At 62.1% G+C, this 25506-nt stretch carries 32 protein-coding genes and 3 pseudogenes; 18 read left to right on the forward strand and 17 right to left on the reverse strand.

All coding sequences use genetic code 11. The features are described from left to right. Positions 1 to 173 precede the first annotated feature (173 nt). Positions 174 to 686 (forward strand): chloramphenicol phosphotransferase CPT family protein, encoded by a 513-nt coding sequence (locus H4W29_RS19695; protein ID WP_192730411.1) that lies wholly within the window; start codon positions 174 to 176, stop codon positions 684 to 686. A gap of 182 nt (positions 687 to 868) precedes the next feature. On the opposite strand, the gene H4W29_RS19700 is transcribed toward H4W29_RS19695, so the two are convergent. Further along, positions 869 to 1978, reverse strand: a complete 1110-nt coding sequence (locus tag H4W29_RS19700; RefSeq protein WP_246517253.1) for an aldo/keto reductase — start codon at positions 1976 to 1978, stop codon at positions 869 to 871. Positions 1979 to 1993: 15 nt separating this feature from the next. On the opposite strand from H4W29_RS19700, the gene H4W29_RS19705 reads away from it, so the two are divergent. After that, complete coding sequence (locus H4W29_RS19705) at positions 1994 to 2893, forward strand: AraC family transcriptional regulator (protein ID WP_192730412.1); 900 nt, start codon at positions 1994 to 1996, stop codon at positions 2891 to 2893. 215 nt (positions 2894 to 3108) lie between these two features. Continuing rightward, on the forward strand, positions 3109 to 3750 hold the full coding sequence (locus H4W29_RS19710; RefSeq protein ID WP_192730413.1) for a glutathione S-transferase family protein: 642 nt from the start codon (positions 3109 to 3111) through the stop codon (positions 3748 to 3750). 95 nt (positions 3751 to 3845) lie between these two features. Here H4W29_RS19710 and H4W29_RS19715 read toward each other — a convergent pair whose 3' ends face one another. Then, positions 3846 to 4166, reverse strand: coding sequence for a DoxX family protein (locus H4W29_RS19715; RefSeq protein ID WP_192730414.1), 321 nt, complete (start codon positions 4164 to 4166; stop codon positions 3846 to 3848). Position 4167: 1 nt separating this feature from the next. Then, positions 4168 to 4548 (reverse strand): annotated as a pseudogene (locus tag H4W29_RS19720) (DUF4267 domain-containing protein). A gap of 122 nt (positions 4549 to 4670) precedes the next feature. On the opposite strand from H4W29_RS19720, the gene H4W29_RS19725 reads away from it, so the two are divergent. Next, positions 4671 to 5282, forward strand: a complete 612-nt coding sequence (locus H4W29_RS19725; RefSeq protein ID WP_192730415.1) for a TetR/AcrR family transcriptional regulator — start codon at positions 4671 to 4673, stop codon at positions 5280 to 5282. A gap of 367 nt (positions 5283 to 5649) precedes the next feature. Beyond that, positions 5650 to 6558, forward strand: a complete 909-nt coding sequence (locus H4W29_RS19730; RefSeq protein WP_192730416.1) for a DUF1003 domain-containing protein — start codon at positions 5650 to 5652, stop codon at positions 6556 to 6558. Between the two features lie 120 nt (positions 6559 to 6678). Here the strand turns inward: H4W29_RS19730 and H4W29_RS19735 are convergent, their stop codons facing one another. Beyond that, on the reverse strand, positions 6679 to 7017 hold the full coding sequence (locus H4W29_RS19735; protein WP_192730417.1) for an oxidoreductase: 339 nt from the start codon (positions 7015 to 7017) through the stop codon (positions 6679 to 6681). Between the two features lie 480 nt (positions 7018 to 7497). After that, entirely contained in the window at positions 7498 to 9111 is a 1614-nt protein-coding gene (locus H4W29_RS19740) for a GMC oxidoreductase (protein WP_192730418.1), read from the reverse strand. Positions 9112 to 9717: 606 nt separating this feature from the next. On the opposite strand from H4W29_RS19740, the gene H4W29_RS19745 reads away from it, so the two are divergent. Beyond that, positions 9718 to 10266 (forward strand): isochorismatase family protein, encoded by a 549-nt coding sequence (locus H4W29_RS19745; protein WP_192730419.1) that lies wholly within the window; start codon positions 9718 to 9720, stop codon positions 10264 to 10266. 5 nt (positions 10267 to 10271) lie between these two features. On the opposite strand, the gene H4W29_RS19750 is transcribed toward H4W29_RS19745, so the two are convergent. After that, on the reverse strand, positions 10272 to 11075 hold the full coding sequence (locus H4W29_RS19750) for a phosphodiester glycosidase family protein (protein ID WP_192730420.1): 804 nt from the start codon (positions 11073 to 11075) through the stop codon (positions 10272 to 10274). Positions 11076 to 11172: 97 nt separating this feature from the next. Between H4W29_RS19750 and H4W29_RS19755 the strand changes: the two genes are divergently transcribed. After that, on the forward strand, positions 11173 to 11529 hold the full coding sequence (locus H4W29_RS19755) for a hypothetical protein (protein ID WP_192730421.1): 357 nt from the start codon (positions 11173 to 11175) through the stop codon (positions 11527 to 11529). A gap of 299 nt (positions 11530 to 11828) precedes the next feature. Here the strand turns inward: H4W29_RS19755 and H4W29_RS19760 are convergent, their stop codons facing one another. Beyond that, positions 11829 to 12203: a hypothetical protein gene (locus tag H4W29_RS19760; protein WP_192730422.1), complete on the reverse strand. Its 375-nt coding sequence runs from the start codon at positions 12201 to 12203 to the stop codon at positions 11829 to 11831. 240 nt (positions 12204 to 12443) lie between these two features. Further along, positions 12444 to 12953: a GNAT family N-acetyltransferase gene (locus H4W29_RS19765; protein ID WP_192730423.1), complete on the reverse strand. Its 510-nt coding sequence runs from the start codon at positions 12951 to 12953 to the stop codon at positions 12444 to 12446. 562 nt (positions 12954 to 13515) lie between these two features. On the opposite strand from H4W29_RS19765, the gene H4W29_RS19770 reads away from it, so the two are divergent. The 4 genes from H4W29_RS19770 to H4W29_RS19785 all read left to right on the forward strand — a co-directional run bounded on the left by H4W29_RS19770 (position 13516) and on the right by H4W29_RS19785 (position 14685). After that, positions 13516 to 13725 carry a cold-shock protein gene (locus tag H4W29_RS19770; protein ID WP_192730424.1) on the forward strand — a complete coding sequence of 70 codons (210 nt, stop codon included), beginning with the start codon at positions 13516 to 13518 and terminating at the stop codon, positions 13723 to 13725. A 134-nt stretch (positions 13726 to 13859) separates the two neighbouring features. Beyond that, positions 13860 to 14168, forward strand: a complete 309-nt coding sequence (locus H4W29_RS19775) for a cold-shock protein (protein WP_192730425.1) — start codon at positions 13860 to 13862, stop codon at positions 14166 to 14168. Positions 14169 to 14196: 28 nt separating this feature from the next. Continuing rightward, positions 14197 to 14439: a 30S ribosomal protein S21 gene (rpsU, locus tag H4W29_RS19780; RefSeq protein WP_112546524.1), complete on the forward strand. Its 243-nt coding sequence runs from the start codon at positions 14197 to 14199 to the stop codon at positions 14437 to 14439. A gap of 39 nt (positions 14440 to 14478) precedes the next feature. Further along, positions 14479 to 14685, forward strand: a complete 207-nt coding sequence (locus tag H4W29_RS19785; protein ID WP_192730426.1) for a hypothetical protein — start codon at positions 14479 to 14481, stop codon at positions 14683 to 14685. Positions 14686 to 15175: 490 nt separating this feature from the next. Here the strand turns inward: H4W29_RS19785 and H4W29_RS19790 are convergent, their stop codons facing one another. Beyond that, positions 15176 to 15379 carry a hypothetical protein gene (locus tag H4W29_RS19790; protein ID WP_192730427.1) on the reverse strand — a complete coding sequence of 68 codons (204 nt, stop codon included), beginning with the start codon at positions 15377 to 15379 and terminating at the stop codon, positions 15176 to 15178. A gap of 404 nt (positions 15380 to 15783) precedes the next feature. After that, positions 15784 to 15894: pseudogene (locus tag H4W29_RS34800) on the reverse strand (SAM-dependent methyltransferase); the annotation flags it as partial. A gap of 132 nt (positions 15895 to 16026) precedes the next feature. Here H4W29_RS34800 and H4W29_RS19795 point away from each other — a divergent pair. Beyond that, positions 16027 to 16572, forward strand: coding sequence for a YcxB family protein (locus H4W29_RS19795; protein WP_192730428.1), 546 nt, complete (start codon positions 16027 to 16029; stop codon positions 16570 to 16572). 394 nt (positions 16573 to 16966) lie between these two features. Here H4W29_RS19795 and H4W29_RS19800 read toward each other — a convergent pair whose 3' ends face one another. Further along, positions 16967 to 18028 (reverse strand): class I SAM-dependent methyltransferase, encoded by a 1062-nt coding sequence (locus tag H4W29_RS19800; RefSeq protein ID WP_192730799.1) that lies wholly within the window; start codon positions 18026 to 18028, stop codon positions 16967 to 16969. Between the two features lie 412 nt (positions 18029 to 18440). On the opposite strand from H4W29_RS19800, the gene H4W29_RS19805 reads away from it, so the two are divergent. Beyond that, positions 18441 to 18923 (forward strand): BA14K family protein, encoded by a 483-nt coding sequence (locus H4W29_RS19805; protein ID WP_192730429.1) that lies wholly within the window; start codon positions 18441 to 18443, stop codon positions 18921 to 18923. Positions 18924 to 19129: 206 nt separating this feature from the next. On the opposite strand, the gene H4W29_RS19810 is transcribed toward H4W29_RS19805, so the two are convergent. Next, on the reverse strand, positions 19130 to 19795 hold the full coding sequence (locus H4W29_RS19810) for a TetR/AcrR family transcriptional regulator (protein WP_192730430.1): 666 nt from the start codon (positions 19793 to 19795) through the stop codon (positions 19130 to 19132). 89 nt (positions 19796 to 19884) lie between these two features. On the opposite strand from H4W29_RS19810, the gene H4W29_RS19815 reads away from it, so the two are divergent. The 3 genes from H4W29_RS19815 to H4W29_RS19825 all read left to right on the forward strand — a co-directional run bounded on the left by H4W29_RS19815 (position 19885) and on the right by H4W29_RS19825 (position 22030). Continuing rightward, positions 19885 to 20082, forward strand: coding sequence for a hypothetical protein (locus tag H4W29_RS19815; RefSeq protein ID WP_192730823.1), 198 nt, complete (start codon positions 19885 to 19887; stop codon positions 20080 to 20082). Next, complete coding sequence (locus H4W29_RS19820; protein ID WP_192730431.1) at positions 20075 to 20968, forward strand: NAD(P)/FAD-dependent oxidoreductase; 894 nt, start codon at positions 20075 to 20077, stop codon at positions 20966 to 20968. The genes H4W29_RS19815 and H4W29_RS19820 overlap by 8 nt, the downstream gene beginning before the upstream one ends. A 189-nt stretch (positions 20969 to 21157) precedes the next feature. Continuing rightward, positions 21158 to 22030, forward strand: coding sequence for a class I SAM-dependent methyltransferase (locus H4W29_RS19825; protein WP_192730432.1), 873 nt, complete (start codon positions 21158 to 21160; stop codon positions 22028 to 22030). Positions 22031 to 22043: 13 nt separating this feature from the next. On the opposite strand, the gene H4W29_RS19830 is transcribed toward H4W29_RS19825, so the two are convergent. The 4 genes and pseudogenes from H4W29_RS19830 to H4W29_RS19845 form a co-directional block, all read right to left on the reverse strand. Further along, positions 22044 to 22235 (reverse strand): DUF6494 family protein, encoded by a 192-nt coding sequence (locus H4W29_RS19830; RefSeq protein WP_192730433.1) that lies wholly within the window; start codon positions 22233 to 22235, stop codon positions 22044 to 22046. Between the two features lie 105 nt (positions 22236 to 22340). Continuing rightward, a complete protein-coding gene (locus H4W29_RS19835) occupies positions 22341 to 22727 on the reverse strand; it encodes a hypothetical protein (RefSeq protein ID WP_192730434.1) in 387 nt (128 codons plus the stop codon). Positions 22728 to 22899: 172 nt separating this feature from the next. Continuing rightward, positions 22900 to 22989: pseudogene (locus H4W29_RS19840) on the reverse strand (AraC family transcriptional regulator); the annotation flags it as partial. A gap of 62 nt (positions 22990 to 23051) precedes the next feature. Beyond that, entirely contained in the window at positions 23052 to 23420 is a 369-nt protein-coding gene (locus H4W29_RS19845; RefSeq protein WP_192730435.1) for a winged helix-turn-helix transcriptional regulator, read from the reverse strand. 124 nt (positions 23421 to 23544) lie between these two features. Between H4W29_RS19845 and H4W29_RS19850 the strand changes: the two genes are divergently transcribed. Then, the gene (locus H4W29_RS19850; protein WP_192730436.1) at positions 23545 to 24129 is read left to right on the forward strand and encodes a glutathione binding-like protein; all 585 of its coding nucleotides are present in this window, start codon (positions 23545 to 23547) and stop codon (positions 24127 to 24129) included. A gap of 61 nt (positions 24130 to 24190) precedes the next feature. Here the strand turns inward: H4W29_RS19850 and H4W29_RS19855 are convergent, their stop codons facing one another. Beyond that, entirely contained in the window at positions 24191 to 24619 is a 429-nt protein-coding gene (locus tag H4W29_RS19855) for a RidA family protein (RefSeq protein WP_192730437.1), read from the reverse strand. A gap of 84 nt (positions 24620 to 24703) precedes the next feature. On the opposite strand from H4W29_RS19855, the gene H4W29_RS19860 reads away from it, so the two are divergent. Next, positions 24704 to 25423 (forward strand): helix-turn-helix transcriptional regulator, encoded by a 720-nt coding sequence (locus H4W29_RS19860; RefSeq protein ID WP_192730438.1) that lies wholly within the window; start codon positions 24704 to 24706, stop codon positions 25421 to 25423. Positions 25424 to 25506: the final 83 nt, after the last annotated feature.

A 25506-nucleotide genomic window follows, 5' to 3' on the forward strand; every position in this document is an offset into this window, starting at 1 on the left:
TTTATCACGGCCTTCAATACGGTGAGAAGACACTCTGCCTGGGTGGAGAACGGACAGTCTGCTAGTAGACGAAAATCACGACAAACCGCCCCTAAGGACAAGCTGTCGCAAATATTGCCACTGGCCCGACGACCCGGTACGGTCCGCGCTTCCCGTTAACTTCGCGGATTTTCATGCAACCTGGTCGAATTATCATTCTAAACGGCACTTCCAGCGCCGGGAAGTCTACGCTCGCAAAAGCGCTCCGCACCGCGATTGGAGAGCCGTTTTGCTATTATGCTTCGGATCAACTCGCCGATGCCGGCTTTCGAGCTGACAGGCGGCTTGCGCCGCCGGACGAGAGGGCGAGGTTCTTCGACGGGTTCCACCGGTCGATCGCTGCATTTGCCGGAGCAGGCAACGACCTGCTCGTCGAGCATATTGTTGAGGAAACCGTGTGGTGGAGCCAGCTGCAAACGATCCTGGAACCCTTCGATGTCTTCTGGGTCGGAGTTCATGCTCCCCTGGCCGAGATCGAAAGGCGCGAGAGAGAACGAGGCAATCGCTCCATCGGCGAAGCAGCATATCACCTGAAGACCCATGACTACTGCAGCTACGACATTGAGGTGGACACTGCCTTGCCGCAAGAGGGCGTTCTGTCCGCCATCATCGAAGCCTGGCGCAACCGTTCCACCGCAATTCGCTAGCAACGGCCGCCATAAGCGCGTCGCTGGCGGCCCTCTCAGTTCGGCTCCCGGATCGCGTCGCGCCTTACTCAAGATGAAATCGCCCATCGCGGTGGCGTGTAGGCGAGGGGCCTCCTACACGGCCATAGGATGGGGCGGCGCCGAGGTTCGCCGCGGCCGCCTCAAACGGCAAGCCTTCAGACTTACATCTCCTGTTCCCAGAAGCCGCGGGTGTTCACGTTAGCGGCGTCGGCAAGGGCTTCCAGCTCCGCGATGTCGTCGCTGGTGAGCGTGATGCTGCTTGCGCGGACCAGACCGTCGATATAGCGGGGCTTGGTGACGCCGATGATCGGCGTTGTGCCCTTGGCGATGGCCCAGGCTGTCGCGACATCGGGCGCTGCTGCATCCTGGCTTTGGCCGATCGCGGTGAGCTTGTCCGTCAGGGCCTTCAGCTGGGGCAGCATGCCATTGTAAGTCTTCGCCCGGCTGCTGCCTTGCGGCAGCGGATTCTCCAGGCTGTACTTGCCGGTCAAGGCGCCCTGTTCGAGCACCATATAGGCGAAGAAGGAGATGCCCTGGTTGCGGCAGTGGTCCAGGATGCCGGCGTGCTCGGAGCTGCGGTAAAGGAGGCTGTAGTGGTTCTGGACGGCTTCGACCCGGAACCCGGCTTCGCCCAGGATCTGGTCGGCGAGCTTGATTTCGCTCAGGTTGTGGTTCGAGACGCCGACATGTCTGACTTTGCCGCTCTTCAGCAACGGGATCAGGTGCGGCGTCCACCGCGCCACATCGGCGGGATTGTGTATCCAGTAGAGGTCGATGTAGTCGGTGCCGAGGTTGGTCAGGCTCTGCTCCAGCATGTCGCCCACCGGATCGTCGCCGGGTCCCGCGATCCGCGGGTTGAACTTCGTGGAGAGCTGGTAGTCGCTGCGGGCGTAACGCTTGAGAACCTCGCCGAGTACGGTCTCCGAACGGCCCATGCCGTAGACAATGGCGGTGTCCCACAGGGTGAACCCGGCTGCATGCGCCTTGTCGGCGATCTCTTCCAGGCCAGCCCGGGTGAGGGGGCTGCCGAAATAGCCGTTGCCGGTTTCGCCGCTGTCGCCCCACGCCCAGGTTCCCAGTGCGATGGTGGGGGTCTTTAGATTATCCGATGTCATGTTTGCTCCATTCCTGTTCTGCGGCCGGTTTGCCGTGATCGGCGCCGTCGCCACTATGATGCGCGACGCCGCCGGGCCGTTAGCCCGATGCGCCGGGATTTCTGCCTGATCCTCCGGAAGCGGCGCGCAGCCGCCTTGCCGCCCTCCCGCACGCATGCGATGGTCCCCTCCATGGAAAAGCTGACCGAAATCGCTGCTATCATTGCCCGGCACGTGTCGAAGGATGGCTTCCAGGCCACCCCTATCGAGCGTGTGACACTTGTTCGATCCTCCACGGTGACGATGCCGATGCCGAATGTCTACCGGCCGCAACTGTGCCTCGTCGTGCAGGGGCGCAAGGAGGTCACGTTGGGCGACTGCGTGTTCAGATATGCGCCGGGGCGTTATGGCGTCGTGACCTACGACCTGCCGGCGACAGGCCATGTGGTCGAGGCGACGCCCGACAGGCCCTATCTCTGCCTGTATCTCGATTTCGATCCGGTCATGCTGGGGGACCTGGCGTCGCGCGTGCCGCCGCCGCCAGGAGCGGCATCTGTGCCCATAGGCAAGACGGTGTCCGATGCCGGCGCCGGCCTGCTCGACGCAGCACAGCGCCTGGTGCGCCTGCTCGACGATCCGGCAGCGCTGCCCGTGCTCGGGCCGCTTGCCGAGCAGGAGATCCTCTATCATCTGCTCGCCGGCCCCGATGGCGCCAGGATGCGCCACATCACCTCCGGCCAGGGTCGTGTGGCGCAGGTCGGCCGCGCCATCGCCTGGATCGGCAAGAATTTCCGGGAAAGGTTCAGCATCGAGCGGCTTGCCGCGGAATCAGGCATGAGTCCGTCGAGCCTGCACGAGCATTTTCGCGCCGTGACGGCGATGACACCGCTGCAATTCCAGAAGCAACTCAGGCTGCAGGACGCGCGCAGCCTGATGCTGGTGCAGGACATGGACGTCACGACTGCCGCCTTCCGCGTGGGCTACGAAAGCCCGTCGCAGTTCAGTCGCGAATATCGCCGCCACTTCGGGGAATCGCCGGCGCGCGACATAGCCCGCTTGCGCGCATCGCCGAGACTGGCAGTGGTGGCTTGAATTCGGCTTACAGAGGTCGGCGGATTAAGACGACTTGCATCCGGGCTTTTCGATTGGGCGGCTTTCGGAAGGAAAGACCTTGTTCTCGATGACCTGTTCACAGGCACGCTGAAGCTCGCCAGGCACCGATGAGCTCCTACCGCTTGCAAAATAGGATCGGTCGAGCTAATCTCCGGCCGCTTGCAAATTGCAAGCAGTGAGGGAGGATTGCGGCAATGATCACCGTGTTCGGCGAGGGACGAGGCTTCCGGGTCGTCTGGCTCCTGGAAGAGATGGTGCTGCCTTATCGGCTGCGGCCCGTGGACCTGCTTGCCGGCGTCGAGAACGATCCGGAGTTTCTGGCCATCAATCCCGCCGGCTTCATCCCGGCGATCAAGGATGGCGAGGTCATCATGGTCGAGTCGATCGCGATCATGGAATATGTGATGGCGCGCTATGGCCCGACACCGCTTGCGCCTCAGCCGCGCGACCCTGTCTTCCCCCTATACCAGCAGTTCCTTCACCTCGGCGAGGCCGGACTTGCGACCTCTATGTATTTCGTCGGCGGCGCGCGCCATATCGCGCCCGAAGGCGAGCGGAACAACTGGAGTGCCCGCCAGGCGATGAGCGTGTTCGAATCCCGGCTGGGACTGGTGACGCGGCAGCTTGAGCGGACACCCTATGTTGCCGGCGAGGCGTTCACGGCCGCCGACATTTCGGTGACCTATGCCCTGCTGCAGGCCAGGAGAAACGGAGGCGTCATCTACGGTGCGGTCGAGGATGCTTATATCGCGCGCGTCACGGGCCGGGACGGTTACAAACGCGCCATGGACACATGCCAGGATACCAAAGCCTGGGCGGCCGCAAGGGGTGGTTGACGCTGGTTTAAACGGTCGGGGCATCGCCATAAGATTGATGGCGCTGCCCGGCACCTGCGGGGCAGACAAGGGCCCAAAAGCCGACAGCGCCTTACTCAGGATGAAATCGCCCAAACAGCAATCAGGCTGACGAACACACTCAGCGGCGGAAGATGCTGATAGTCGCGGTGGCGCAGGACCGTCAGGATCGCGGCGGCGATGATGGTGGCTGCAAGCACTGCGCCCCATATGCGGGTGGCGGGAAGCGCGAGCAGGGCGGCGGCCGCTATCTCGAGGCCGCCGGTTACAATACCCCACCAGCGCGGATAGCCCCACTTGGCGAACTCGTTTCGTGCCCCCGCCGCGCCGATCGCATTGACGATTCCGGCACCCAGGAATGCGGCGGCCAGGAACCAGAGTGAGAGGCTATGAACCATCTCAGTGCACTCCTGTCATCATGGGAATGGCAGCGAGCGCCATGACGGCTGCCGTCAGGCCGTGAATGCCGAAGGCGCTTTTCGTCGAGCCTTTGGCTGCGAGAATGACCAGCATGTCGCCGACAGGGATCATGGCTGCGATCAGCAGGAGGAGGCCGATCTCGCGCTCGGCGCCCCACATCAGGAAGGCAAGCAGGAGCAATCCCGCTGCGATGTCGCGAACGCCCTTGAGGCGAAGTCACGAGGCCGTGTTCGGGTCGTCTCCCGGCAGCGGCAGGCCGAAACTGCGCGTCATGGTCGTCGGGGTGGCAATATAGCCGGTGCCGATTGCGATAATGGCGAGCGCCACGAGCAGGGCGGTCCCATTGAGAAGCCAATCCATCACATCATCCTTCTAGCGATTTGAGGTAATCTAGCGTTGCTAGTATTTAGTCTAGCGTTGCTAGATATTCAAGCCGTGATATGATCCTGACGGTCACATGGCTGTGGATGGAGTTTTTGACAATGGGTATCGCAGAGCGAAAAAGCCGGGAGCGCGCCGATCGCGAAGAGCGGATTGTCGCGGCAGCCCGTGTCATCGCCGAGAAGGAAGGATGGGATGCGGTCACGATCCGCCGTCTCGCCAAGGAGATCGAATACAGCCAGCCGGTGCTCTATTCCCATTTCGAAAACAGGGATGCCATCGTGGCGGCAGTCGCAGTCGAGGGCTTCGTGGAGCTCGGGGCCGCGCTTCGGGCAGCAGCAGGCGAGGGGAATGGGGCGCGCGATACCCTCATGGATATCGCCATGGCCTATTGTGCCTTCGCGCAAAGCCGCCCTTCGCTCTACGAGGCCATGTTCATCCTGCCGACCCAATTGCGGTTTGCGCAGGCTGACACGAGACCGGAACTTCGGGCCGGTTTCGAGGCGCTGGCGGCTGCAGTGTCTCCCTTCTGCGCCGATACGGAGATCGTGACCGAGACTTTCTGGGCTGCCCTTCACGGGCTTGTCGAGCTCGAACGTTCCGGCCGTATCAGGCCCGGCATGCGTGACCAGCGCATCGCGCTCGTCGTTGGCGCGATCGTGGAGGCGGGGGGCAGCCCGCAGGGCCGTTGCTCGCATTATCCGGTCGCGTAACCGCTCGTCCCTTGTGCGAGTCTCAGAAGCAAAAACCTCATCCTGCGGCCCCCTCATCCGACCCTTCGGGCCACCTGACCGGGGTCGAGCCGCTGGTCTCGACCCGTCCTTCGGACCCCCCAAGGGGAGAAGGAGAAATGCCGCGCCGTCCTTGCGCACTCTAAGGCGCCGTATGTCACGTCCCCTCTACCCAGCGGGGAGAGGGTTAGGGTGAGGGGGCTCCGGGGGGACGGACCGAATTGATCCCTGACGAATTAGACCGGACTGCCTGAAACGCTCAGTCCCCTAAATTTACGATGAAATACATGTCACAATCCTGTTCGAATTGACCGCTAGACGGGCGAAAAAAGCCAACGAGGACCAGCAGATGGCAGAAGAGAAGTCCCTGGATTTGACGGGTGAAATCGTCGATTTCGATGCCGGACACGGAGAGGCCGCCACCGTCGAGATGGACGACTATTCCAAGAGCCTGGCGCAAGCCAAGGCAAAGTCCGTCAAGCTGGTGGATGCGATCACCGGTGCGACGTTGAAAAAGAAGGACGCCTTCCATTTCGACGACCTGCGCCCGGCGCTTGCCGATTTCGTGCGGCAGAAACACCCCGGCATCCGCTCGGACGACTATATCAGCCGCAAGACGGTCGACGACTATCGCGGCCAGTACATTGCCGAGCTGCTGCGCGACGAACGAGGCGAACTCTCCAACCTCGAGGACGAGGTCGTCGAGAGCCTGAAGACCCACGACACGCTCGCCGAAAACATCGAAGAGGATTACGAGGAACGCCGTTCGCTCGGCGATCGTGTCGCCGATGTCGTCGCGACCTTCGGCGGAAGCTGGACCTTCATCATCTCCTTCTGCCTGTTCCTCGCCGTCTGGATGGGCATCAACCTGGCGCTTGGCGAAAAGAGCGCCTTCGACGTCTATCCCTTCATCCTGCTGAACCTCATCCTTTCGACCATCGCCGCCCTGCAGGCGCCGATCATCATGATGAGCCAGCGCCGCCAGGAAGCGAAGGACAGGCTGCGGGCGCTCAACGACTACAAGGTCAATCTCAAGGCCGAACTGGAAATCCGCCACCTGCATGAAAAGGTCGATCACCTGTTGAACCGGCAGTGGGAACGGCTGACCGAGATCCAGCAGATCCAGATCGAAATGATGCTGGAACAGGCCAAGGCCGCCAATCGCGCGCTGAAGCTGAGCAAGGCGCAGAAATCCAAGACCAATGCGCTGAAGAACCTCTTCAGCACCAAGCCTGCGGCTGAAGAGGCTGAGGAATAGAAGAAAGCCGCTCCATCCGGTTCCGGGTTGGGCGGAGCATCCGTCGGCACCGAGAACCGCTATGATCCGGCTCGCGGCAGACCTCTATCCGCCGCGAGCCGGGCCGCCGCCGAGGGAGGATCAGCAGGCGTTCGCTGCGTCCGGCTGGATCGCATTGATCGAAGGTGTCGGGGCCGGGTTGCCGGTGCCGCTATTGGTCGTGCGCTGGCAGTCGTTCGGGTCGCCGCCGGAAGCGCCCGGATTGGTGGTGTTGCTGGACGGGTTGCCGGCGCCGCTGACCGAGCCGGTCGTGTTGCTGTCCGTCGCGCTGCCGTTCATGTTGCTGCCGGTGCCGTTGCTGTTGCCATCGGTGCTGCTGCCGGTGCCCGACGTGCCGCCTGATGTGTCTGATGTTTGCGCCACGACGGGGACCGCCAGGGTGAGGGCAAGGGCGGAGGTTGCGAGGATTCTGAGAAACATTGGTATCGCCTTTTCAGTTGGAGCTTCGTGACAAAGGCTCAACCTGAAGACGTTGCCGATGTTCCTTCTTTCTTCGGTTTCTGCGGTGAGGGTGCGTTATCGTACCAAGGAACGTGATGAGGAGATGATCGGGCTTTTGGCGCGGGCGGTTTGATCGAGACGGAAGGTGGGGACGTGATGAGGAGCGTGACCGAACATTTGGGAGGGCGTGAGACCCCCCTCTGTCCTGCCGGGCTGCCGGGGTCGAGCCACGGGTCTCGACCCGTCCTTCGGACCCCCCACAAGGGGGGAGATCGGCAAGCGGCCAGACCTTCGCACATCACAGACGTTGCGGAGTTTGCAACGTTGATTGTTTGGGGAAGCCGGCGCGCCCAGCCAATCTCCCCCCTTGTGGGGGGTCCGAAGGACGGGTCGAGACCCGTGGCTCGACCCCGGCGGTCCGGCAGGGCAGAGGGGGGTGCCACACGGAACACCATCACCTTACCCTCGCAATTCCCCCTTCAAGTGATCGGCCAGCCTCAGTGCCAGCGCCACCGCCGGCAAGGTCGGGTTCGCCTGGCCGGAGACCGGGAAGACCGAGCTGCCGGCGACATAGAGATTTGAAAGGTCGTGGCAGCGGCAGTTGCCGTCCACGACGCTCGAGCGGGGCGAGGCGCCCATTCTGGTGAGGCCGATCTGGTGGTAGCCGTCGAGCGCCTGGCGGCGGACGGCGGTTTGCAGGCCGTCTTCGGGGTGGAGCCATTCGAAGGTGCCGATCCGCCGTTTGCCGATCCAATCCGCCAGCGCATGGTGGCACCGGATCAGCGAGGCGAGATCCTCCTCGTCGAAGTCGAAACTGACGGCGAGCCGCTTCAGGCCGGTTTCATCGACCTCGGAGCTCAGCCGGACGCGGTTGGAAGCGACCGGCCGCTGTTCGCCGTGATAGGCGAGCCAATAGAGATGCTCGCCGTTCTTCACGAAGAAATTCGGCTGGCGCTCGGATTTGAGCGCTGCCGTCGTCAGCTGCAGGGCGGCGTTGAAGCTCTGCACGGGGTTTGCGACGAGATCGGACAGCGAGGCGGTGTCGGATACCCTCGACTTGAAGGACATGCGGCGCATCTTGCGCCTGCCTGTTATCGCCTTGAACAGGTTCAGCGTCGCACGCGCACCCGCCGTCGCATAGACCTCTTCCAGCGGCGGGCTGCGCAGCCAGAAGACGCTGTTCAGGAGATCGCGCTCGTTCTGCAGGGCAATGCTCGGTATCAGCCGCGAGCGGAACCAGGCGCCGCTGCCGTTGCGCCGGAAGAACATCTTTTCCATGAAGCTGCGATCGGTAAAGCGGATGCGGGCGAGCTCACCGGCCAGATGCCCCATGTAATAGCGCCCGAGCGGGCCATCGACGCCGCCGAAAAGCCGCGGCGCGATCTCCTGTGCGGCCAGCAGCAGCCGGGCATTTTCGCGCCCGCCGCAGGCCAGCACGAAGATCGTGGCGCCCAGCGAATGCAGCTTGCCGCGATGCCATACCATGAGCCGTTTCGTACGGGCGCCTTCGCGATCGAGATCGAGGCCGATCACGGTTGCCTGGGTGACGAGGTGCAGGTTCGGCAGGCTTTCGATCAGCGCCCCATGCGCCTTGGCCATATCCGGCTCGCGGGCCCAGCTCTCGATCGAGGGCTCGAAATCGCCGTCCATGTGGGGCATTTCAACGCCCGGCATCTCGACGTTTGGCAACTCGGCGCCGAGAAAGGCGCGGGCATCGTCATAATAGGCCCTGAAGGCGCTGTGTTCGATCGGCCAGCGGGCATCGCCGCGCGCCGGCCTGCCATCGAAATCGCTGTCGTCGAATTCCACGCACCGGCCGCCCCAGGCTTTCGAGGTGCCGCCGACCGCGCGCCGGATCGTGAGGCTTGCTTCGGCATGGTGGTCGGTGCTGATGGAGGCCGCAGCCGCCAGCCGGTTCGTCTTCTCGGAAATGGTCTTGCCGCCGGATTCGAGCAGCGCGACGGACAGCCCGGACCGGGCAAGCGTAATGCCCAGCGCCAGGCCGACAGGCCCGGAACCGACGACGCACACATCGACCCGTCCCGCAAGCAGGTTTTGAAGCGACGAAATCATTTCACCACCCCGGCTTATGATGGCGGGATCATAGCGGTATTTTGCTGCGTGGTGTAATGCAATTTTGCAGAATTCAGCCTTTGGTTGTTGCGAGGTGCTGCCTGGAGGCTCGCGGCATTGACAATGCGGCTTGCAGCTTCGTCCTTTGGAGCGGACTTGGGTTCGGTCACGCTGCTGTTTGGCGTTTCGACGGGGAGGCGGGAATGTGAGGCGGGAGGCGTGCGGCGACTGACGGCGTGCCATGGGGGGCACCCCCCTCTGCCCTGCCGGGCATCTCCCCCACAAGGGGGGAGATCGGCCCGCGGCGCGATCTTCGCATATCGCTGATGTCGTGCAGCTTGCAACGCTGGTTGCTTGGGGAAGCCGGCGCGCCCAGCCAATCTCCCCACCTGTGGGGGAGATGCCCGGCAGGGCAGAGGGGGGTGCCTTACGGCACGCCGTCAGTCGCCTTGCAACCCAAGTCCACGAGGCTTTGGGTCGCATGGGACCGCACTGGCGCAGAAGTGATGACCTGTTGCCCCCGATCCCCTGTTTTGCAAGCGACTTGGCCAGCGGCAGATGCTAAAACTTTTCCAGAGCCTCAAGGCGGCAAAGGACCAGGGAACCATGACCAGCGCACTCCTCATCATCGATATGCAGATGGTCATGCAGGAGCGACTCGATGCCGGGCGCGAGCGCGTGAACGGCGAAGCGGGAGAAAAGATCGCAGAGCTCGCCGCCGCCTTCCGCGCCGCCCGCAGGCCGGTCATCCATATCCGCCATCGCGAGGCCGACGTGAGCTCGGCGCTCCATGAAAATGCGCCGGGGTACCAGCCGATGCCCTGCGCGAAGGCGCGGGAGAACGAACCCGTCTTCATCAAGTCCACGTCGTCGGCCTTTGCCTCCACCGAGCTCGAAGGCTATCTGCACGAGGTCGGCATCACCGATCTGGTGGTGGTGGGCGCGGTCGCCGGCTTCTGCGTCAATACGACCGTGCGCGCCGGTTCCGATCTCGGCTTCAGGATGAGCGTCGTCAGCGACGCCGTGCTCGGCTTCGACCTGCCGGATGCCGATCTCTCGGCCCGCCAGATCTTCGACGTGACGATGGCGCATCTCAAATCCGATTTCGCCGAGATCGTCGAGACGCGGCAGCTGATGGCCATGCAGCCGGCCTGACGGGCCTAATCCTGCTTTTCGCCTACCAGAGCGAAGATCGGCCCATAGCCGCCGTGCCAGGACGTGTCGTTGCGCCCGAGTGCGGGATTGTAGAGCCCGGTGCCGTTTCCGCCGTCGAGGAAGAGCGCGTTGTCGCATTTCAGCTCGTCGCGGAAGAGGCTCGCGAAATCGTGGAAATTCACGTCGCCTTCGCTGATGACGAAGCGGAGCGTGCCGTCGGCTGCAAGGCCGACGCCGTTGCGCCGCGTGCGGTCGGTCGAGCCCGGTATGAAGATCGGGTTGATCTTGCCTGACATGACCAGCATCGGGCCGGATTGCGTGGCGAGCCGTGTCTTCGGCTTCTGCTTCAGGAAATCGGCGGTTGGGATGATATGGGCGCCGGCCTCATCGAGATAGAAGATGCCGTTCGGCTGCTTGAAGAAGTTCGGCACCGGGCCGGAAACCTTCGGCGGCGCCTCCACGTTGACCGGGATCAGCGCCTTGCCATCCTGGACATAAAGCCCCATCGGCGTGAAATTCTCGCGGTACATGCCGGCATTCATGGCAAAGAGAAGCCGATGTCCTTCACCGGTGACAGCATCGGCGACGCCTGAAAACCTGCGATAGGGCTTGCCATCGGCATCCTCCCAGAAGAGGCGCAGATCCGCCTTTGCGGGATCGACGCCGCAGACGATATAGGCGCCGCCCTCGAAATTTTGGCGCGCGCAAGGGTCTGCCGGCGCCGGCGTGCCGTCTGCGTCCGGCGCATCGGCTCTCGCGGCAATCGCGCCGGCAAGGAGCAGGGCAAAGGCGAATAGGGTGCGAAGCATGGCATCTCCTGAGTCGTGGCCGATCACTCGTAGCTGATGACCGGGAAAGAAGGCGAGAGCGGGGAGCAAATTAACGTCTGCCTGCGAAGCTTGCCGCATGTACACGCTGACCGACCTGCTGCCCTGGATATTGGCCCTGCCGCCCGCCCTTTGGGAGACCGGACGGGTCTGGAAGGCCTATGGGGCAGCGCTCGGCGCAGTTGCCGGTGTCATCGTCTTCGGCGGTATCTTCCTCTGGCTCGAGGCGCTGGCATTGATCATCTCCGACCTCGATATGCGGTTGGGTCCCATAGTGGCGCTGCAGGCGTTCTGCCTGCTGATCGCGCCGCCGGCGGTCACCTGGTGGGTCGGGCGGAAGTCGAGCCTCGCCGCCGGCATTTTCGCAGGCCTCACCGCGGGCTTTTGCCTGCTCTTCGCTACGAGCGTCATCTGGCTTGCCGTGGAGGGCGCCTGATCAGCGGTGCGGAAGAAGGCTGGCGACTGCAGCTTACCCTAGGGAAAGCGGTAGGAGGACTCGACCCAAGCGAGCCTCACGTAACGGAATACACCGTTGAAACTTCTCGGTTTTCTCAAAAATCATCATCAGCCGGCCAAACATCACCCGATTGGGGGTGGCGGTTATCAGGCTAACGGCTAAGGTGGAACTCGGCCCTGTGTGGAGCTGGGCCGACTTGACGCAACTTTGGAGGCCGTCTCTCCCGACGAGCCTCTTTTTTTATGCGCCATGTCCGGCCGTCGTGTGAGCGCACAAAACTACTTGGCGTGAACGCCCAGCAGTTCGAACTCGTCGATCAGGCCGACCACTTTCTCGCCGTCGAATGTCTCGGCGCCGATGATGCTTTTCCCGTCATATTTCTCGGCCTGCAGGATGATGACGTATTTGTCTTCCTGGCGGAAATAGCCGTATTGCGGGATTTCGATGTCGAGCGGCTTTCCGTAGCTCTGGTCGTCCTGGCCGGTGGCGAAGATCGCCGTTCCGTTGTCGACATCTTCGGGTGCAGCACTCCGGCCGGTCAGGAAGCCCGAGCTCGGCAGGGCTGGCCACTTGGCGGCGCCGCTGAAAAGCAGGGCGGCGCTGAGCGCTACGGCAAGCGCCCTTGTTGTCTTGAACTCAGTTGCCTTTGCCATAGTCCACTCCTGCCGTGCGAGGAAGGGCGAGGGGTGCTTCATCCTATGAATTCGCCCTGCAGCCGGAAGTTCCCAAAAACCGCCAACCGGCGGCAAGGGCAAGACAGGAGAACGGCACTGCACAATTTTATTCGCGATGGCGCATATAGGATAAAGGACATCCGGTAGCCGGATACCGGTGGAGGGCGGAGCGCTTCAAACCGGACGCAAACTGCTGCACTCTCTTGCTGGAATTGCGCGTCAACCCTCCTCATCCGCCTCGCGCGTCATCTCGACCATCGTCGGGCGGAAGCCCATTGCGGCGAACAGGCTGCGGGCGGTCTCGTTGCGGTAGGCGGTCGAGAGCACGAAACGTTCGGCGCCGAGGGATTTCAGGCCAGCCATCGCCGCTTCCAGCAGCATCCGGCCGACACCTTCACGGCGACGGCCCGGATCGACGAAGAGATCGTGGATGACGCCCGCCGGTCCGCGCAGCGACATGTAATCGAAGCCTTCCGATGCGGCATAGGCATAGCCGAGGAGGCCGTTTTCGTCTTCGGCGACGATCACGATGACATCGGGTTCGGCGAGTTGGCTTTTGAGGAACTGCCCATATCTGAGCGGGGTGCTCTTGGCCGCTTCGATGAAGCGCTTGGCATCCAGTTCGTGATGCAGCGCGACGAGCAGGGCGCCGAAGCCGCCGAGAATGTCCATATCGCCTGATGTGGCGGGGCGGATCCTGACTGCATGTTCAACCGGCTTCGTCGCCATATGTGCTTCCAGTGGGCTTTCTATCGAGGCATCCGGAGATTTCTACCACATTGGGGTCGGGTGCAAGGCCATATCCTGCGTGGGATGAAGGCTGCTTGCCATGATTCCCAGTCTGGCTTTCCGACAAGCCTCGCCCTTGCTCCACGTCATCCTCGGGCTTGTCCCGAGGATCTGCTCACGTTGAACATAGGGCTATGGCTTAGATCCTCGGGACAAGCCCGAGGATGACGAACGAGCGGTTGGCGGCCCGGTAACTGTGGGTTGTTTGTAAAGGGGACTGACCGCGTACAGCTGGCCGGCAGGCCAGAGGTGCTACTCGCCGAATGAATAATAATCCATCTGAAAATCAGAGACTTACAGAAAAAACTTGCAACCGATTCGAAGTTTTCCCGCCTATCTCTGTTGCCAAATTTAAAATTGACCGTATATTACGTTTATCGACCATTGCTTGTGACGTCGTTCAAGAGCCTTTTCGCTCTCGTCAGATTTCCTTCCAAATAATCGACCCAAACCCGCAGGGTATCGCGGGAAATTTCAACGGTTGCTTTGAAAGGAGATCGTTATGAATACAGGTACAGTCAAGTGGTTCAACGCCACCAAGGGTTTCGGTTTTATCCAGCCGGATAATGGCGGCACCGACGTTTTCGTCCATATTTCCGCAGTTGAACGCGCAGGCATGCGCTCGCTCTCGGATGGACAGAAGGTCACCTACGACATCGTGCAGGACCGTCGCTCGGGCAAGAGCTCGGCTGACAACCTCCGCGCTGCCTAAGAACTTGTCACGACTTCGCGCGACCACGGATGTACTGGCGCGCGCAGACGATGACTGAGGCCAGGCACACCTGGCCGGGGAAGGTCGGGAGCAGTCCCGGCCTTTTATTTTTCATTTCATGAGGGTAGAACCACATGGTAAGCCGTCGTTACCGGCCGGGTGACACCATCATGCTCAAGCATGGCGTTCTCGGCGGTGCCCAGCCTTCGGGTTCCGGCAACATTCTAATGGTCCTGCCCGCCGCGCAGGGCTTCGTCCATTATCGTGTGCGGTTCGAGAACGAGAATTTTGAGCGCAGCATCCGCCAGGATGATATAGACGTCGCGGCATCGCCTTCGTCGCCCTTGCCCTTCGAAGTACGGGGGCCTCTCGAAGTGCGGGCGGCGCCCGAAAGTTCAAAATCGAGCTGGATCAATTCGAATTCGATCCGCATCAGGAAATAACAGCAGCAACGCTGATTAAGGAGAAATCTTGCAGGTACTCGTCCGAGACAACAATGTCGATCAGGCCCTCCGCGTGCTCAAGAAGAAGCTGCAGCGCGAAGGTGTGTTCCGCGAAATGAAGGAACGCAGCGCCTATGAAAAGCCGTCGGAAAAGCGCGCCCGTGAAAAGGGTGAAGCGATCCGCCGCGCCCGCAAGCTCGCCCGCAAGCAGGCGCAGCGCGAAGGCCTGCTGCCGGCGCCGAAGAAGAAGGTGATTGCCCGCGGCCGCTGACGCCTTCCCGGTCTCCCGTTCCATCGACAAGGAGGAAACATGACCGAGACGAAAGACACTTTCTTCAAGCCCGAAAAGCTTTCGCCGCAGGCGAAGGCCGAGCAGACGACGTCTGTCGCCAAGGGCATCCTCGAAAGCGAAGCTGCCGCCCGGCAAAAGAAGACGGAAAAGCTGCGCGCGCTGAGGCTCGCCCAGCCAGCCCCCGAGCCGCCGGCAAAGAAGACCAGGGCGCCGAAGAAGGGGTAGGGGCTTTCGGGCCTCGCCTTGCTATGGCTTTGGTATGATCGATATTTTGAGGTGGTGCTCCGGTTTTGGGAGTGCCGCCTTTTTGCGGTTGGGCTATTGCGCCGAAATCGGCATATGAGCGGGCTTAAGCTTCGTAACTTTTGTGTTGTGCCGTGAGGCACCCCCCTCTGCCCTGCCGGGCATCTCCCCCACAAGGGGGGAGATTGGCTGGACGCACCGGCTTGCCCAACCAATGAGCGTCCTGCATGGCAAACCGTCAGTGATGTGCGAAGGTCGAGCCACTTGTCGATCTCCCCCCTTGTGGGGGAGATGCCCGGCAGGGCAGAGGGGGGTGCCACACGGAACGCCCGCTCGTTGGGCTGGGGCGGGTAGCTGATCCGCCCGGCTCATGGGGCTGCGATCGTCGTGCAGGCCACATTTCCAAAGCGGTCAAGAAAAGGCCGAGGTTCCAAGCCCCGGCCTTCTGAAAGATGGCGATCGGTTGCGGATTTCAATGCAAGGTGACGGCTCGCTCCGGCACGGAGATCTCTTCCTCTGCGAGGCCGCTGAGTGCGACGACCACCTCGTCAATGGACCAGCCGACGCTCAGAGCATGGTCGATCAGTTGGTGAAAGTCCGTTCCGAGGTAATCCTTGCAATCGTCAAGACGATCTGCGGAAATAATGATTGTGCGTGAATTCAGGACCTTGGTCATGGCCTCATCCTTTGCTGCGAATATAACCGGCGTGACCGGTTATAGTTCCCACTCCACAGCATGTTCTCGGATGAATACTTAACAGCCTGCGAATTATTTCCGGGTCTCGGGAACAGTTCCTGCGCTCTTCAGTTCGGGCCGGAACGGATGAATCCGCTTGAAGCCGAGTATTGGATGCGAACGGCACGGGGCGGCGCGAAGGCCTGCTGGCCCGCGAGCCGTCGGCAAAGAAGACCAGGGCGTCGAAGAAGGGTAGGACTTTTAGACTCTGTCACTTTTGCGTTGTGCTGCGGGGTACCCCTCTGTCCTGCCCGGCAGGACAGAGGGGGTGCCACACGGAACGCCCGCTCATGGGAAGGTTTTGACGCACCAATCAGCGCCATCCACACCTCACCCAGATCCCTTCAGTTCCGCACCTCGAAGATCATGTTGAACGGCGTCTCGCTCGCCCTGCGGAAGTGGTGGTATCCGGCATCCAGCGCCACCTTGCGCAGTTTCATCTCGCCCGCCTGCGCGGTGTTCCTGTTTGGCGCGCCGCCTTTTCTGTCTGGCGGTGGATTGCCCGCCACTGCCGCATCTCAGGGTTTGCCGTGCTGCTGGCATGACTGATCGCGTTTTGGTAACGCTTGGCGATGCAGGCTGACCCGATGTTCCAGATCACTTACACCATGACGTCCCAGGACTATGCTGCGATGACGCGGGCCCTCACGAGGCGTCCATTGCCGCGCAGCATCCTGACATTGGCACTCTGGCTGTTTTCCGTCTGGTGCCTGATCGTCCTTTTCACCGACACTTACGATCCCCTCGTCATGGCGCGCGGGATCTTCGCCAGCGCTTCATCCGTTCTGATTTCGGCGGCAGTTTTCGTTGCGATCGCGGTGTTTTCGATTTTCAGCCATTGGTTTGCGTGGGCGATCGCATTTCTCTATTACCGGCAGCTCGCCTCCGCGGGTGCCACCATCACCATGAAGATGAGCGAAGCAGTCGTGGAAGCCAGTTCGACAGTGGCCGATACGAAGGCGCCTTGGTCGACGGTAAAGCGGGTTCTGCGCGAGCGGGACTATCTGTTCCTGGCGATTTCGAAGCGGGAAGCATTCATTCTGCCACGGCGCAGTTTCGGCCCGGAGGCCGGGTTCGATGCCGCCTGCCGCTATGCGGAGGTTCGGGTCGGTAAGGAAGTGCGGGGAGGGTAGGGCTTCGGACCCCGCGTTGATGCGTGTGGTTTGAGGGCGGTGTTCGGTTTTTGTGGCGCCGCTTCTTTGCGTCGTGGCGTGTGGCACCCCCCTCTGTCCTGCCGGACATCTCCCCCACAAGGGGGAGATTGGTTGGGAGCGCCGGTTTCCCCAAGCAATCGACGTTGCAAACCGCACAACGTCAGCGATGTACTAAGGTCAGGCTGCTTGTCGATCTCCCCCCTTGTGGGGGAGATGTCCGGCAGGACAGAGGGGGGTGCCACAGGATACAACGGCCCCGGTGGGTGCGAACCCGACAGAGGGGTGCCACAGGATACAACGCCCCCCGGTGGGTGCGGACCGCGTCACGCCTGCCGACCGGAAAGCCGTCGGCAGGTCCGGCACCCGCATCCACTCAGTTCCGCACCTCGAAGATCATGTTGAACGGCGTTTCGCTTGCCCGCCGGAAGTGGTGATAGCCCGCGTCCAGCGCCACCTTGCGCAGCTTCATCTCGCCCGCCTGGGCGCCAAGCCCGAGGCCGACTTCCTGGGCCATGGAGGCGGGCGTGCAGATCATCGTCGAGGCGCCGTAATAGACGCGGCCGACGGGGTTGAGGTTGTCCTTCAACCCGTCATGGGCGAAGGGTTCGACGATCATCCAGGTGCCGTCCTTTTTCATCGTCTCGCGGATATGGCGGCCGGCGCCGACTGGGTCGCCCATGTCGTGCAGGCAGTCGAACATGGCCACCAGATCATAGTCGCCGGCCGGGAAATCCTTGGCCGATGCCTTGCTGAAGGTCACCCGGTCGGCCACACCGGCTTCCTTTGCGGCCCGCTTTGCCCGCTCGATCGACGGACCGTGATAATCGAAGCCATGGAAATGCGATTTCGGGAATGCCTGGGCCATCAGGATCGTCGAAGCGCCGTGGCCGCAGCCGACATCGGCGACTTCCGCCCCGCTTTCCAGCTTTTCCTTCATGCCCTTCAGCGCCGGGATCCACTCGGTGACGAGATGGCTGTTATAGCCCGGCCGGAAGAAGCGCTCGGTGCCGCGGAAGAGGCAGGTACTGTGCTCATGCCAGCCGAGACCGCGCCCCGTTCGGAAGGCTTCCTCCACCTTCGGCTCGTCCATCCACATGGATTGCACGATCTCGAAGGCGCCGCCGAAGAAGGCGGGGCTTTCCTCGTTGGCGAAGACCAGCGCCTGCTCGGGCGTCATGGCGAATTTGTTGGAGGCTTCGTGCCAGGTGATGTAATCGGAAGCCGCCATGGCGGCCAGCCATTCGCGCACATTGCGCTCGGTGAGGCCCGTCGTTTCCGCCAGCTCCATCGAGGAGCGCGGCCGCCCGTCCATCATCGCCCTGAACAGGCCGAGATGATCGCCGAGCACGACGAGAACGCCTGATACGCTGGCGCCGAGATCGCCGACGAGGCGACCGACGAGTGCGTCGACTTTCTGCATGTCAGGTTGCTGCATGCCGTTCGGCATGTCGGTTTTTGGCTTGGCCTGTTTTGATTTCCCAGCTTTCGGCAGATCAGTATTCGGCATGGCACCCTCCTCAAGATGCGCGAACCCCAGTCCGATAGATCGACCCTGTTGTGATTCTAGGCCGGGGCGCGGGGCAGTCAATGCTGCATTCGGGTGAGGGGGAGGAGCTTAGGGCGCCGTGCGTCCGTTCGGGCGCAGGAAGGATGTTCCAACTCTTCGAATCGAGGCATCAGGTTCTCTGAAAATCGGGACCGATTTTCAGAGAGAGATCGACCGCCGCGGGAGACATGGCGACCAGGGTCAACCGCTCCGGGAACGCCATCGCCGCTTTGAAATTAAGTGCCACGCCGTCCTTTCCGCGCTATAATTATGCGCGGCGATGTAGACGGAGGTGAAGCCAATGAAGAGGCTCGCAATCATTGCCCTGTCGCTGGCAACGGCGCTGACAAGCGCACTGCCGGCCGAGGCGTTTCCCACCATTGGCGCCCCTGATGTCGAGACACTGCAGGCGCAGCAGGTGCGTTACCGTGGCGGCTATTACGGCGGCTATCACGGCGGATACTATCGCCACCATGGCGGCGACGGCTGGGGTTGGGCGCTTGGCGGCCTGGCCGCAGGCGCGATCATCGGCGGAATGCTGGCGCAGCCCAGATATTATGGCCCAGGCTATTACGATCGGGGCTATTACGGCTCGACCTATGACGGTCCGTACTATTACGGGTCGACGCGATATTACGCGCCACGCTATTATCGCCCGGCCTACTATGGCGGCAATGGACATGTGCGCTGGTGCTTTGCGCGTTACCGGTCCTACAGGGCTTACGACAACACGTTCCAGCCCTATCACGGCCCACGACAGGCGTGCGTTTCGCCTTACTATTGATGGCCGCGCGGAGCGCCGGCGTTACATCATCGCGTTGCCTTGATCGCGCCGTTCGCCTGCCTGAAGCATGTCGCGCAAAAGTGTGCCGCGGTTCTGCGGTAACGACATGCGAAAATAAGAGCCTGAAGCGTGGCAAGCGAATCCTGGAGATCGCGACACTAGGCTGATTCAATGGGCATTCTCCGCCGCGGGAGGGTTCCTTGATGTCACGATCGTTGTTCTGTTTGTCTGCCCGCGTGGTCGTTGCCACCGTGCGCGGCGATGAACATCGCAACAGCCGACCGGCAATAGGATTCGATTTCGCTGTCGTCCTCTGCTCTCGCTTCATCGAAGCGTGCGATAATCAGGAGATCGGAGCCTTTGAAAAGCGCGGCAAACAAGCGGGCGGACCGGAGAGGATCGGGCACGTTCAGAACCGCCTTCGCATGTAATTGACGCAACAGGGCCTCGATTTGGGCGATGATATGGGCGGGGCCGGCTTCGTAATGGAGCTTGCTCAACGACTTTTGGCTTGTGACGTCGGCCGTGACCATGGCTTCGACATTGCGGACGTCCGGGCGCAGCAGCGTGCGAAGCAGTGATGATCCCACCGCCATGAGCTGATCTTCGGCCGAACCGTCGACGCCTTCAAAAAGGGCCTGTGGTATTAACTGCTGGCAGCGGGCCGCAAACGCCGCGCCAAACAGCGCCTCTTTGTTCTCGAAGTGCCTGTAGATGCTGAGCTTGGATATCTTCGCTCGCTGGGCGACCTTGTCCAATGTCGTCGCTTGGAAACCCAATTCCGCAAAGAGTTCGCCCGCGGCGTCGACTATGGTTTGGCCAAGCGCCTCGTTGGCGGGACGGCCGCGTCGGGCCTGACTATTTTCGCTCACGACAATTCCAATACTTGACAGTATCCTAATCCCTGAATTACGATACCATATAGTATCTGAAATGTGCAAGCCATTGGTAGGTTCAACCCATGTCCTCCAAATCCGGGCCGCCCGGCCATATCGAATGCGGCATTGTTCGGCCGGTCAACACAGTGATGGGCGACTGTCTCGGCGATGCCGGAGCCCTGCTTGCTGCCCGTCTCGAGCGCGTTATCGCTGGACGCTATTTCGCGTCACGCCCAACCCATTCCCCCTATCTGCGACACGGAGCCCATCACCATGGATGACGTCATCATCATCGGCGGCAGCTTTGCCGGCCTCGCCGCCGCCCTGCAGCTCGGCCGTGCCCGCCGCAAGGTCACCGTTCTCGATACCGGCCTGCCGCGCAACCGCTTCGCCGGCCACTCGCATGGTCTGCTCGGCCACGATCACAAGCCACCGCTGGACATCCTGGCCGAGGCGCGGCAGCAGCTGGCGCGCTATCCCACGATCAGGCTGGTCAATGCCCGGGCCGACAGCATTTCCGGCGCCATCGATGATTTCTCCGTCCTCACAGGCGATGGCGAAAGCCTTGGGGCGCGCCGCCTGATCCTGAGTTATGGGGTCACCGACCAGATGCCCGATGTTCCGGGCTTTGCCGAAAGCTGGGGCACATCCATCGTGCCTTGCCCCTATTGCGATGGCTTTGAAGTCGCCGACCAGCATTGGGGCCTCGTCTGGTCCGGCCCGCAGTCGCACAATTATGTCAGGCTGTACCACGACTGGACGGAAACGTTGACGGTCTTCGCCAATGGTCACGACATTTCAGCCGATATCCAGGCCGATCTGGCGCGCCGCAACATACCTGTCGTTGATGGTCGGATCGCCGAAATCGCCCATCACCGGGGCCATATTACCACCGTTAATCTCGAGAGCGGCCGCAATGCCGCGGTCGATATCCTGTTCGCGCATCCGCGCAACAAGCCGTCCGCAAGCCTGCATGAATCACTGGGCCTCGACACGGTCAATACGCCCTTCGGCATCGCCCTCAAGGTCGACGAGCGCCGCGAAACCAGCACGCCCGGCATCTATGCTGCCGGCGATCTTGCAAACCCAGCCATGGCCTCGGTCACCACGGCAATATCGCAGGGCGCGACAGCGGGTATCTTCGCCCAGCAGTCGATGCTGGTTTGAGAGCACAGGTTCCCTTCTCCGGTTGCCGCAGGCGCGGTTGTCCTTCGAAGTCGGCGCCAGGCGGCACCGATCCCGACGCATGAGATGATCCACGCAGGTCTGGTGTCTTGTCGCTGGCGAGGCGGAGTCGCTGGAGACGATGCCCGCTTTGGCATCGGATAGCCTGGAACGAATCAAACAAGGATTGTCATGGCACAGCACAATGCCGATCAGGTCGCCGACTGGAATGACCAAAGCGGGGAGCGCTGGGTCGCCCACCAGGCCCGGCTCGACGCCGTGATGGCGGCGTTCGGCCAGGCCGCAATCGAAGCCGCCGCGCCCGCCACGGACGAATGCGTGCTGGACGTCGGCTGCGGCGCGGGGGCGTCCAGTCGGGATCTGGCCGCCCGCGTCGGCTCCGGAGGCCATGTGCTGGGCGTGGACATATCCGAACCGCTGATCGACCGAGCGCGCGCGCTTGTGCCACAGGATACGCCGGCCCTGTTCCAGGTGGCCGACGCCAGCGGCGCCGAGCTGCCCGAGGGGGCGTTCGACATCCTGTTCTCGCGCTTCGGAGTGATGTTCTTTGACGATCCTACCGTCGCGTTCGCTCATATGCGCCGTGCGCTCAAGCCCGGCGGACGGGTCGCTTTCGTCTGCTGGCGCGGCATGGCCGAGAACGATTGGGTGCGCCTGCCGATGACCGCGATCAAGGGTATCGTCCCGCCGACCGCGCCGCCCGATCCCGAAGCGCCCGGCCCATTCTCGTTCGGTGACCGGGAGCGGGTGGCGCGCATCCTCACGGCGGCCGGCTTCACCGACATCGCTATCGCACCCTTCGATGCCTCCATTCCGTTTGGCGAGGGCGCGACGCGGGACATGGCGATCGACGACGCGGTGAAGATGACGTTCGAGGTTGGCCCACTGTCGCGCATGCTCGCTGATCAGCCCGACGATATCCGCGTCCGCGCCTCGGCCGCGGTTCGTCACCGCGCGCAATCCGGCGCCACCCGCTACGACAAGCTCGCCAGCAATTTCCTATCAGGAGTAAGCCTCGCCGCAACCGCGGCATTCTGGCTCTGAACGAGTCTGAACCCTACGGAAGTTCGATTTCGCCGTCCACCACGTGGTTGAGGCCGGTGCCATCAGCCGTCAGCGTCATGCGGACCTTCAGCTTTTTGCCGCCGATCTGCCCGTCGCGCACCGTCTCCTCGATCCTGCGCTGCGAGGTCACGCCGACTTCCTTCAGGAACTTGCGGATAGACATATTGAAGGCGTCTTCGCTCATGGTGGTATCCCCCGTGTGTGGACGGGATTGTAAGGGAAGGCGAGCGGCCGGGAAAGCTGGATCGGAGGCGCGGCGGCGATAATCAGCGTGAGCCGGGAGCGATGTTCATTTACAGGTATAATCCCAGATGAAATATTGGGGATGGGCGGCCTCTGGATCCTGGTCCTGTTCCGGATCCCTGCTCAAGTAGATATCGCCGAGCGATGAGACGCCGTTCCGGCAGTTGTTCTTGATCAATCTCGCGACCATCTCGAACACCTTCAGGTGCCTGTCCCGAAACGACATCATCGCCAGCGGGCCATCATATTTTTCGCCGCGATGGGTGACTTCGATCCGACGATCGCTGCGGCCGCTCGCAATGACCTGATAATTGAATTTCGAGCCGCTGATCTCGCTCGTTCCGCTATCGATGACATTCGCGGCAGCTGCCGGTCCTGCAGCAAGGAGCAGAAATCCCCAGAATGCAGCAGGCTTCAGATATCGACGAGTCATTGGAATTTGCCCCCTGTGGTTGATCCGACCATAGGGGCTCCGACTGTTTCTGCAATCTCCAATTTCGGTCTTTTAATGGCCCGCCCGTCCCTGGTATCGGAAGAGCAGGCCGCCGCGGGGCGCGCTATTTCAGGGGCAAGAACAGTTCCGCGACGACCTCATGGACCGCGGGGGTTGGCGGCACATCGCGGATCGTCACATCGTCTTCTTCATAGGTTATCTGCATGAGCTTGCTCCTTGCGTTTTCGAGAGGCCTGAAGGCAGGGGCGATACGCTCGACCGATCTTGCGGTTTTGGCGGGAGTTGCGAAACAGGCCGGCCGGCTCATGCGTGATCGGCGTCGTAGCGCAGGCGGTGATCCTCGATGTTCTGCCTGTTTTCAGCTGCCCAGTCGGCAAGCTGTCGCACGGTTTCCGACAGGGAGTGGCCGAGCGGCGTCAGCGTGTATTCGACCTGCGGCGGGGTGCTGGGGTGGACGGTTCTGGCGATCATGCCGTCGCGCTCCAGCACCTTCAGCGTCCGCGTCAGCATCTGCTGCGAGATGCCGCCGACCTCGCGCTTCAGCCCATTGAACCGTCGCGCACCCAGCCGAAGTGCGACGACGACCTGGATCGTCCATTTGTCGCCGACCCGGCTCAGGATCTCGCTGACACCCCTGCAGTCGGCTCCTTCAGGCCTTGCAGTCACATCCATCTGACCAGCTCCCAAAGATATGCTTTTGACGGATAATTTTAGGTCTCATAAATGGCCGTGGTCAACATTGCAGACCTTGTCTCACGGCGGAGCCGGCGGGGCGGGTCACCACCAGGAGACCATCATGAACCTCTTCTACTATCCCGGCGCCTGCAGCCTCGCCGATCATATTGCGCTCATCGAGACCGGGCTTTCCTACAGGCTCACCAGCATCCGGCATGACAAGATGACGGAGGACGGCCGCGATTTCCTGTCGATCAATCCCAAGGGCTACATTCCCACGCTCGAACTCGAGGACGGAACGGTCCTGACGGAGAACCAGACCATCCTGAACTATATCGCCGAAAGAAGCGGCAAGCTCCTGCCCAAGGACGGCATCGTGCGTTGGCGCGCGCTCGAGGCGCTGGCTTTCATGTCCTCCGAGATCCATTCGCGGTACCAGCCCTTCTTCCGGGATTTCCCCGAGCCGGAGAAGGAGCGTGCCCGCGAAAAACTCGCACAGGCCTTCGCAATCCTCGCCGGCCAGATGGGCGAGAAGAGATTCCTGGTCAGCGACGAGATGACGATTGCCGATTGCTACCTGTTCTGGGTGCTGATGGTTGCCCCCAGGAGCGGTGTCGAACTGCCGGGGGCGCTCGGTGGGTTCCTCGCGCATATGCGAACGCTGCCATCAGTGACGCGGGCCCTTGCCGAGGAGGGGCTGGGCTGAGCAGTGGTCCGGCTGGCCGGGGATGCGCGCAGCCGGCCAGCCATTCTTCGCGAGCGAGCGCTCAATCCAGGAGGACGACAGCCTCGACCTCGAAGAGCATGGGGTCGATGGCGAGCTTCGGCACCGGAACCAGCGTCTGTGCCGGGAGCGTATTGCCGAACAGGCGCGTGACGGTCTCCGTCAGTATGCCGAGCTTCGACATATCGTGGCCGACCACGTAAACCGTCAGTTTCACGACCTGGTCCGGGCGGGCGCCAAGCGCGTCGATCACGGCGGCGAGGTTCGCATAGGCCTGTTCCACCTGAGCGGCGAAGTCCGGCGAGAGAGTGCCGGTTCGGTCCTGTCCGCCTTGGCCCGAGATGAAGGCCAGCCGGCCGGCAGCCGGGGTGATGACCGCCGTGCTGTAGCCGTTCGGTGTCGGGTCGTGCAGGTGGGAAGGGTTCACGATAACAGGCGCTACGGCGGTGGCGGGTGTTTGATGTTGGGTCATGGTCTGTCTCCTTGTCGAGTTGCCATGACCCGCCTAGAGTGAATCGGTGCCAAATTTTGGCACCAAATACGCTAGGGTGCCCAAATGAACATCCGCCTCAGACACGACGCCATCGTGCGCATCCTCCGGCGCAACGGAAGCGCGACGGTCAACGATCTGGCGCAGGAGGTGGGTGCTTCCAGGCGAACGGTGCTGCGTGACATCGGGGCGCTGCGTGAGCAGGGCTTCCTCATCCATTCCGAATCCGGCCGGGGTGGCGGGCTGCAGCTCGAACCGGAATCGGTGCAGACCACGGCCCGGCTCTCCGTGACCGAGGTGTTTGCGCTCCTGATCAGCGTGGCGGCCATGCGCGCGGCCCGCTCCCTTCCTTTCTCCGATCTAGCCGATGCGGGGCTCGCGAAGATCGAAAGGGCACTTTCGGCAGACAAGGTGCGGGACCTGCGCCGGCTTCTCGACTGCCTGTATGTCGGGCAATTGTCGCCCAGGCAGGATATTTCGGACATTGGCTCGATCGATTCCGGGCTGCTGCCGGCTTTCGAGACGGCGTTTCTCCAGCGGCTGCATCTTCGTTTCCGCTACCGTGACGCCAGAGGGATGGAAACACTGCGCGAGATCGAGCCGCAGGCCATGCTCATCCTGCCGCCACTTTGGTATCTCGTCGGCTGGGATGGCGCGCGTGCGGATTTCCGCCACTTTCGCATGGACCGGATCAGCAAGCCGGAGATTGTGGAGGGCACGCAGTTTCGTCGAAGGCACGTGCCCTTCGAAGATGATGTCTGCCCTTTCAGCGAAATGGCGCGCTGAGTATCAGCGAGATCGAAGGCTGCGCCGCACTGTGGTCAATCCTACCTTGAAGTTATCCGGCAAACCTTTAATTTCTACTATAA

The organism is Rhizobium viscosum (assembly GCF_014873945.1).
In the GTDB taxonomy this organism is placed as follows: domain Bacteria; phylum Pseudomonadota; class Alphaproteobacteria; order Rhizobiales; family Rhizobiaceae; genus Rhizobium; species Rhizobium viscosum.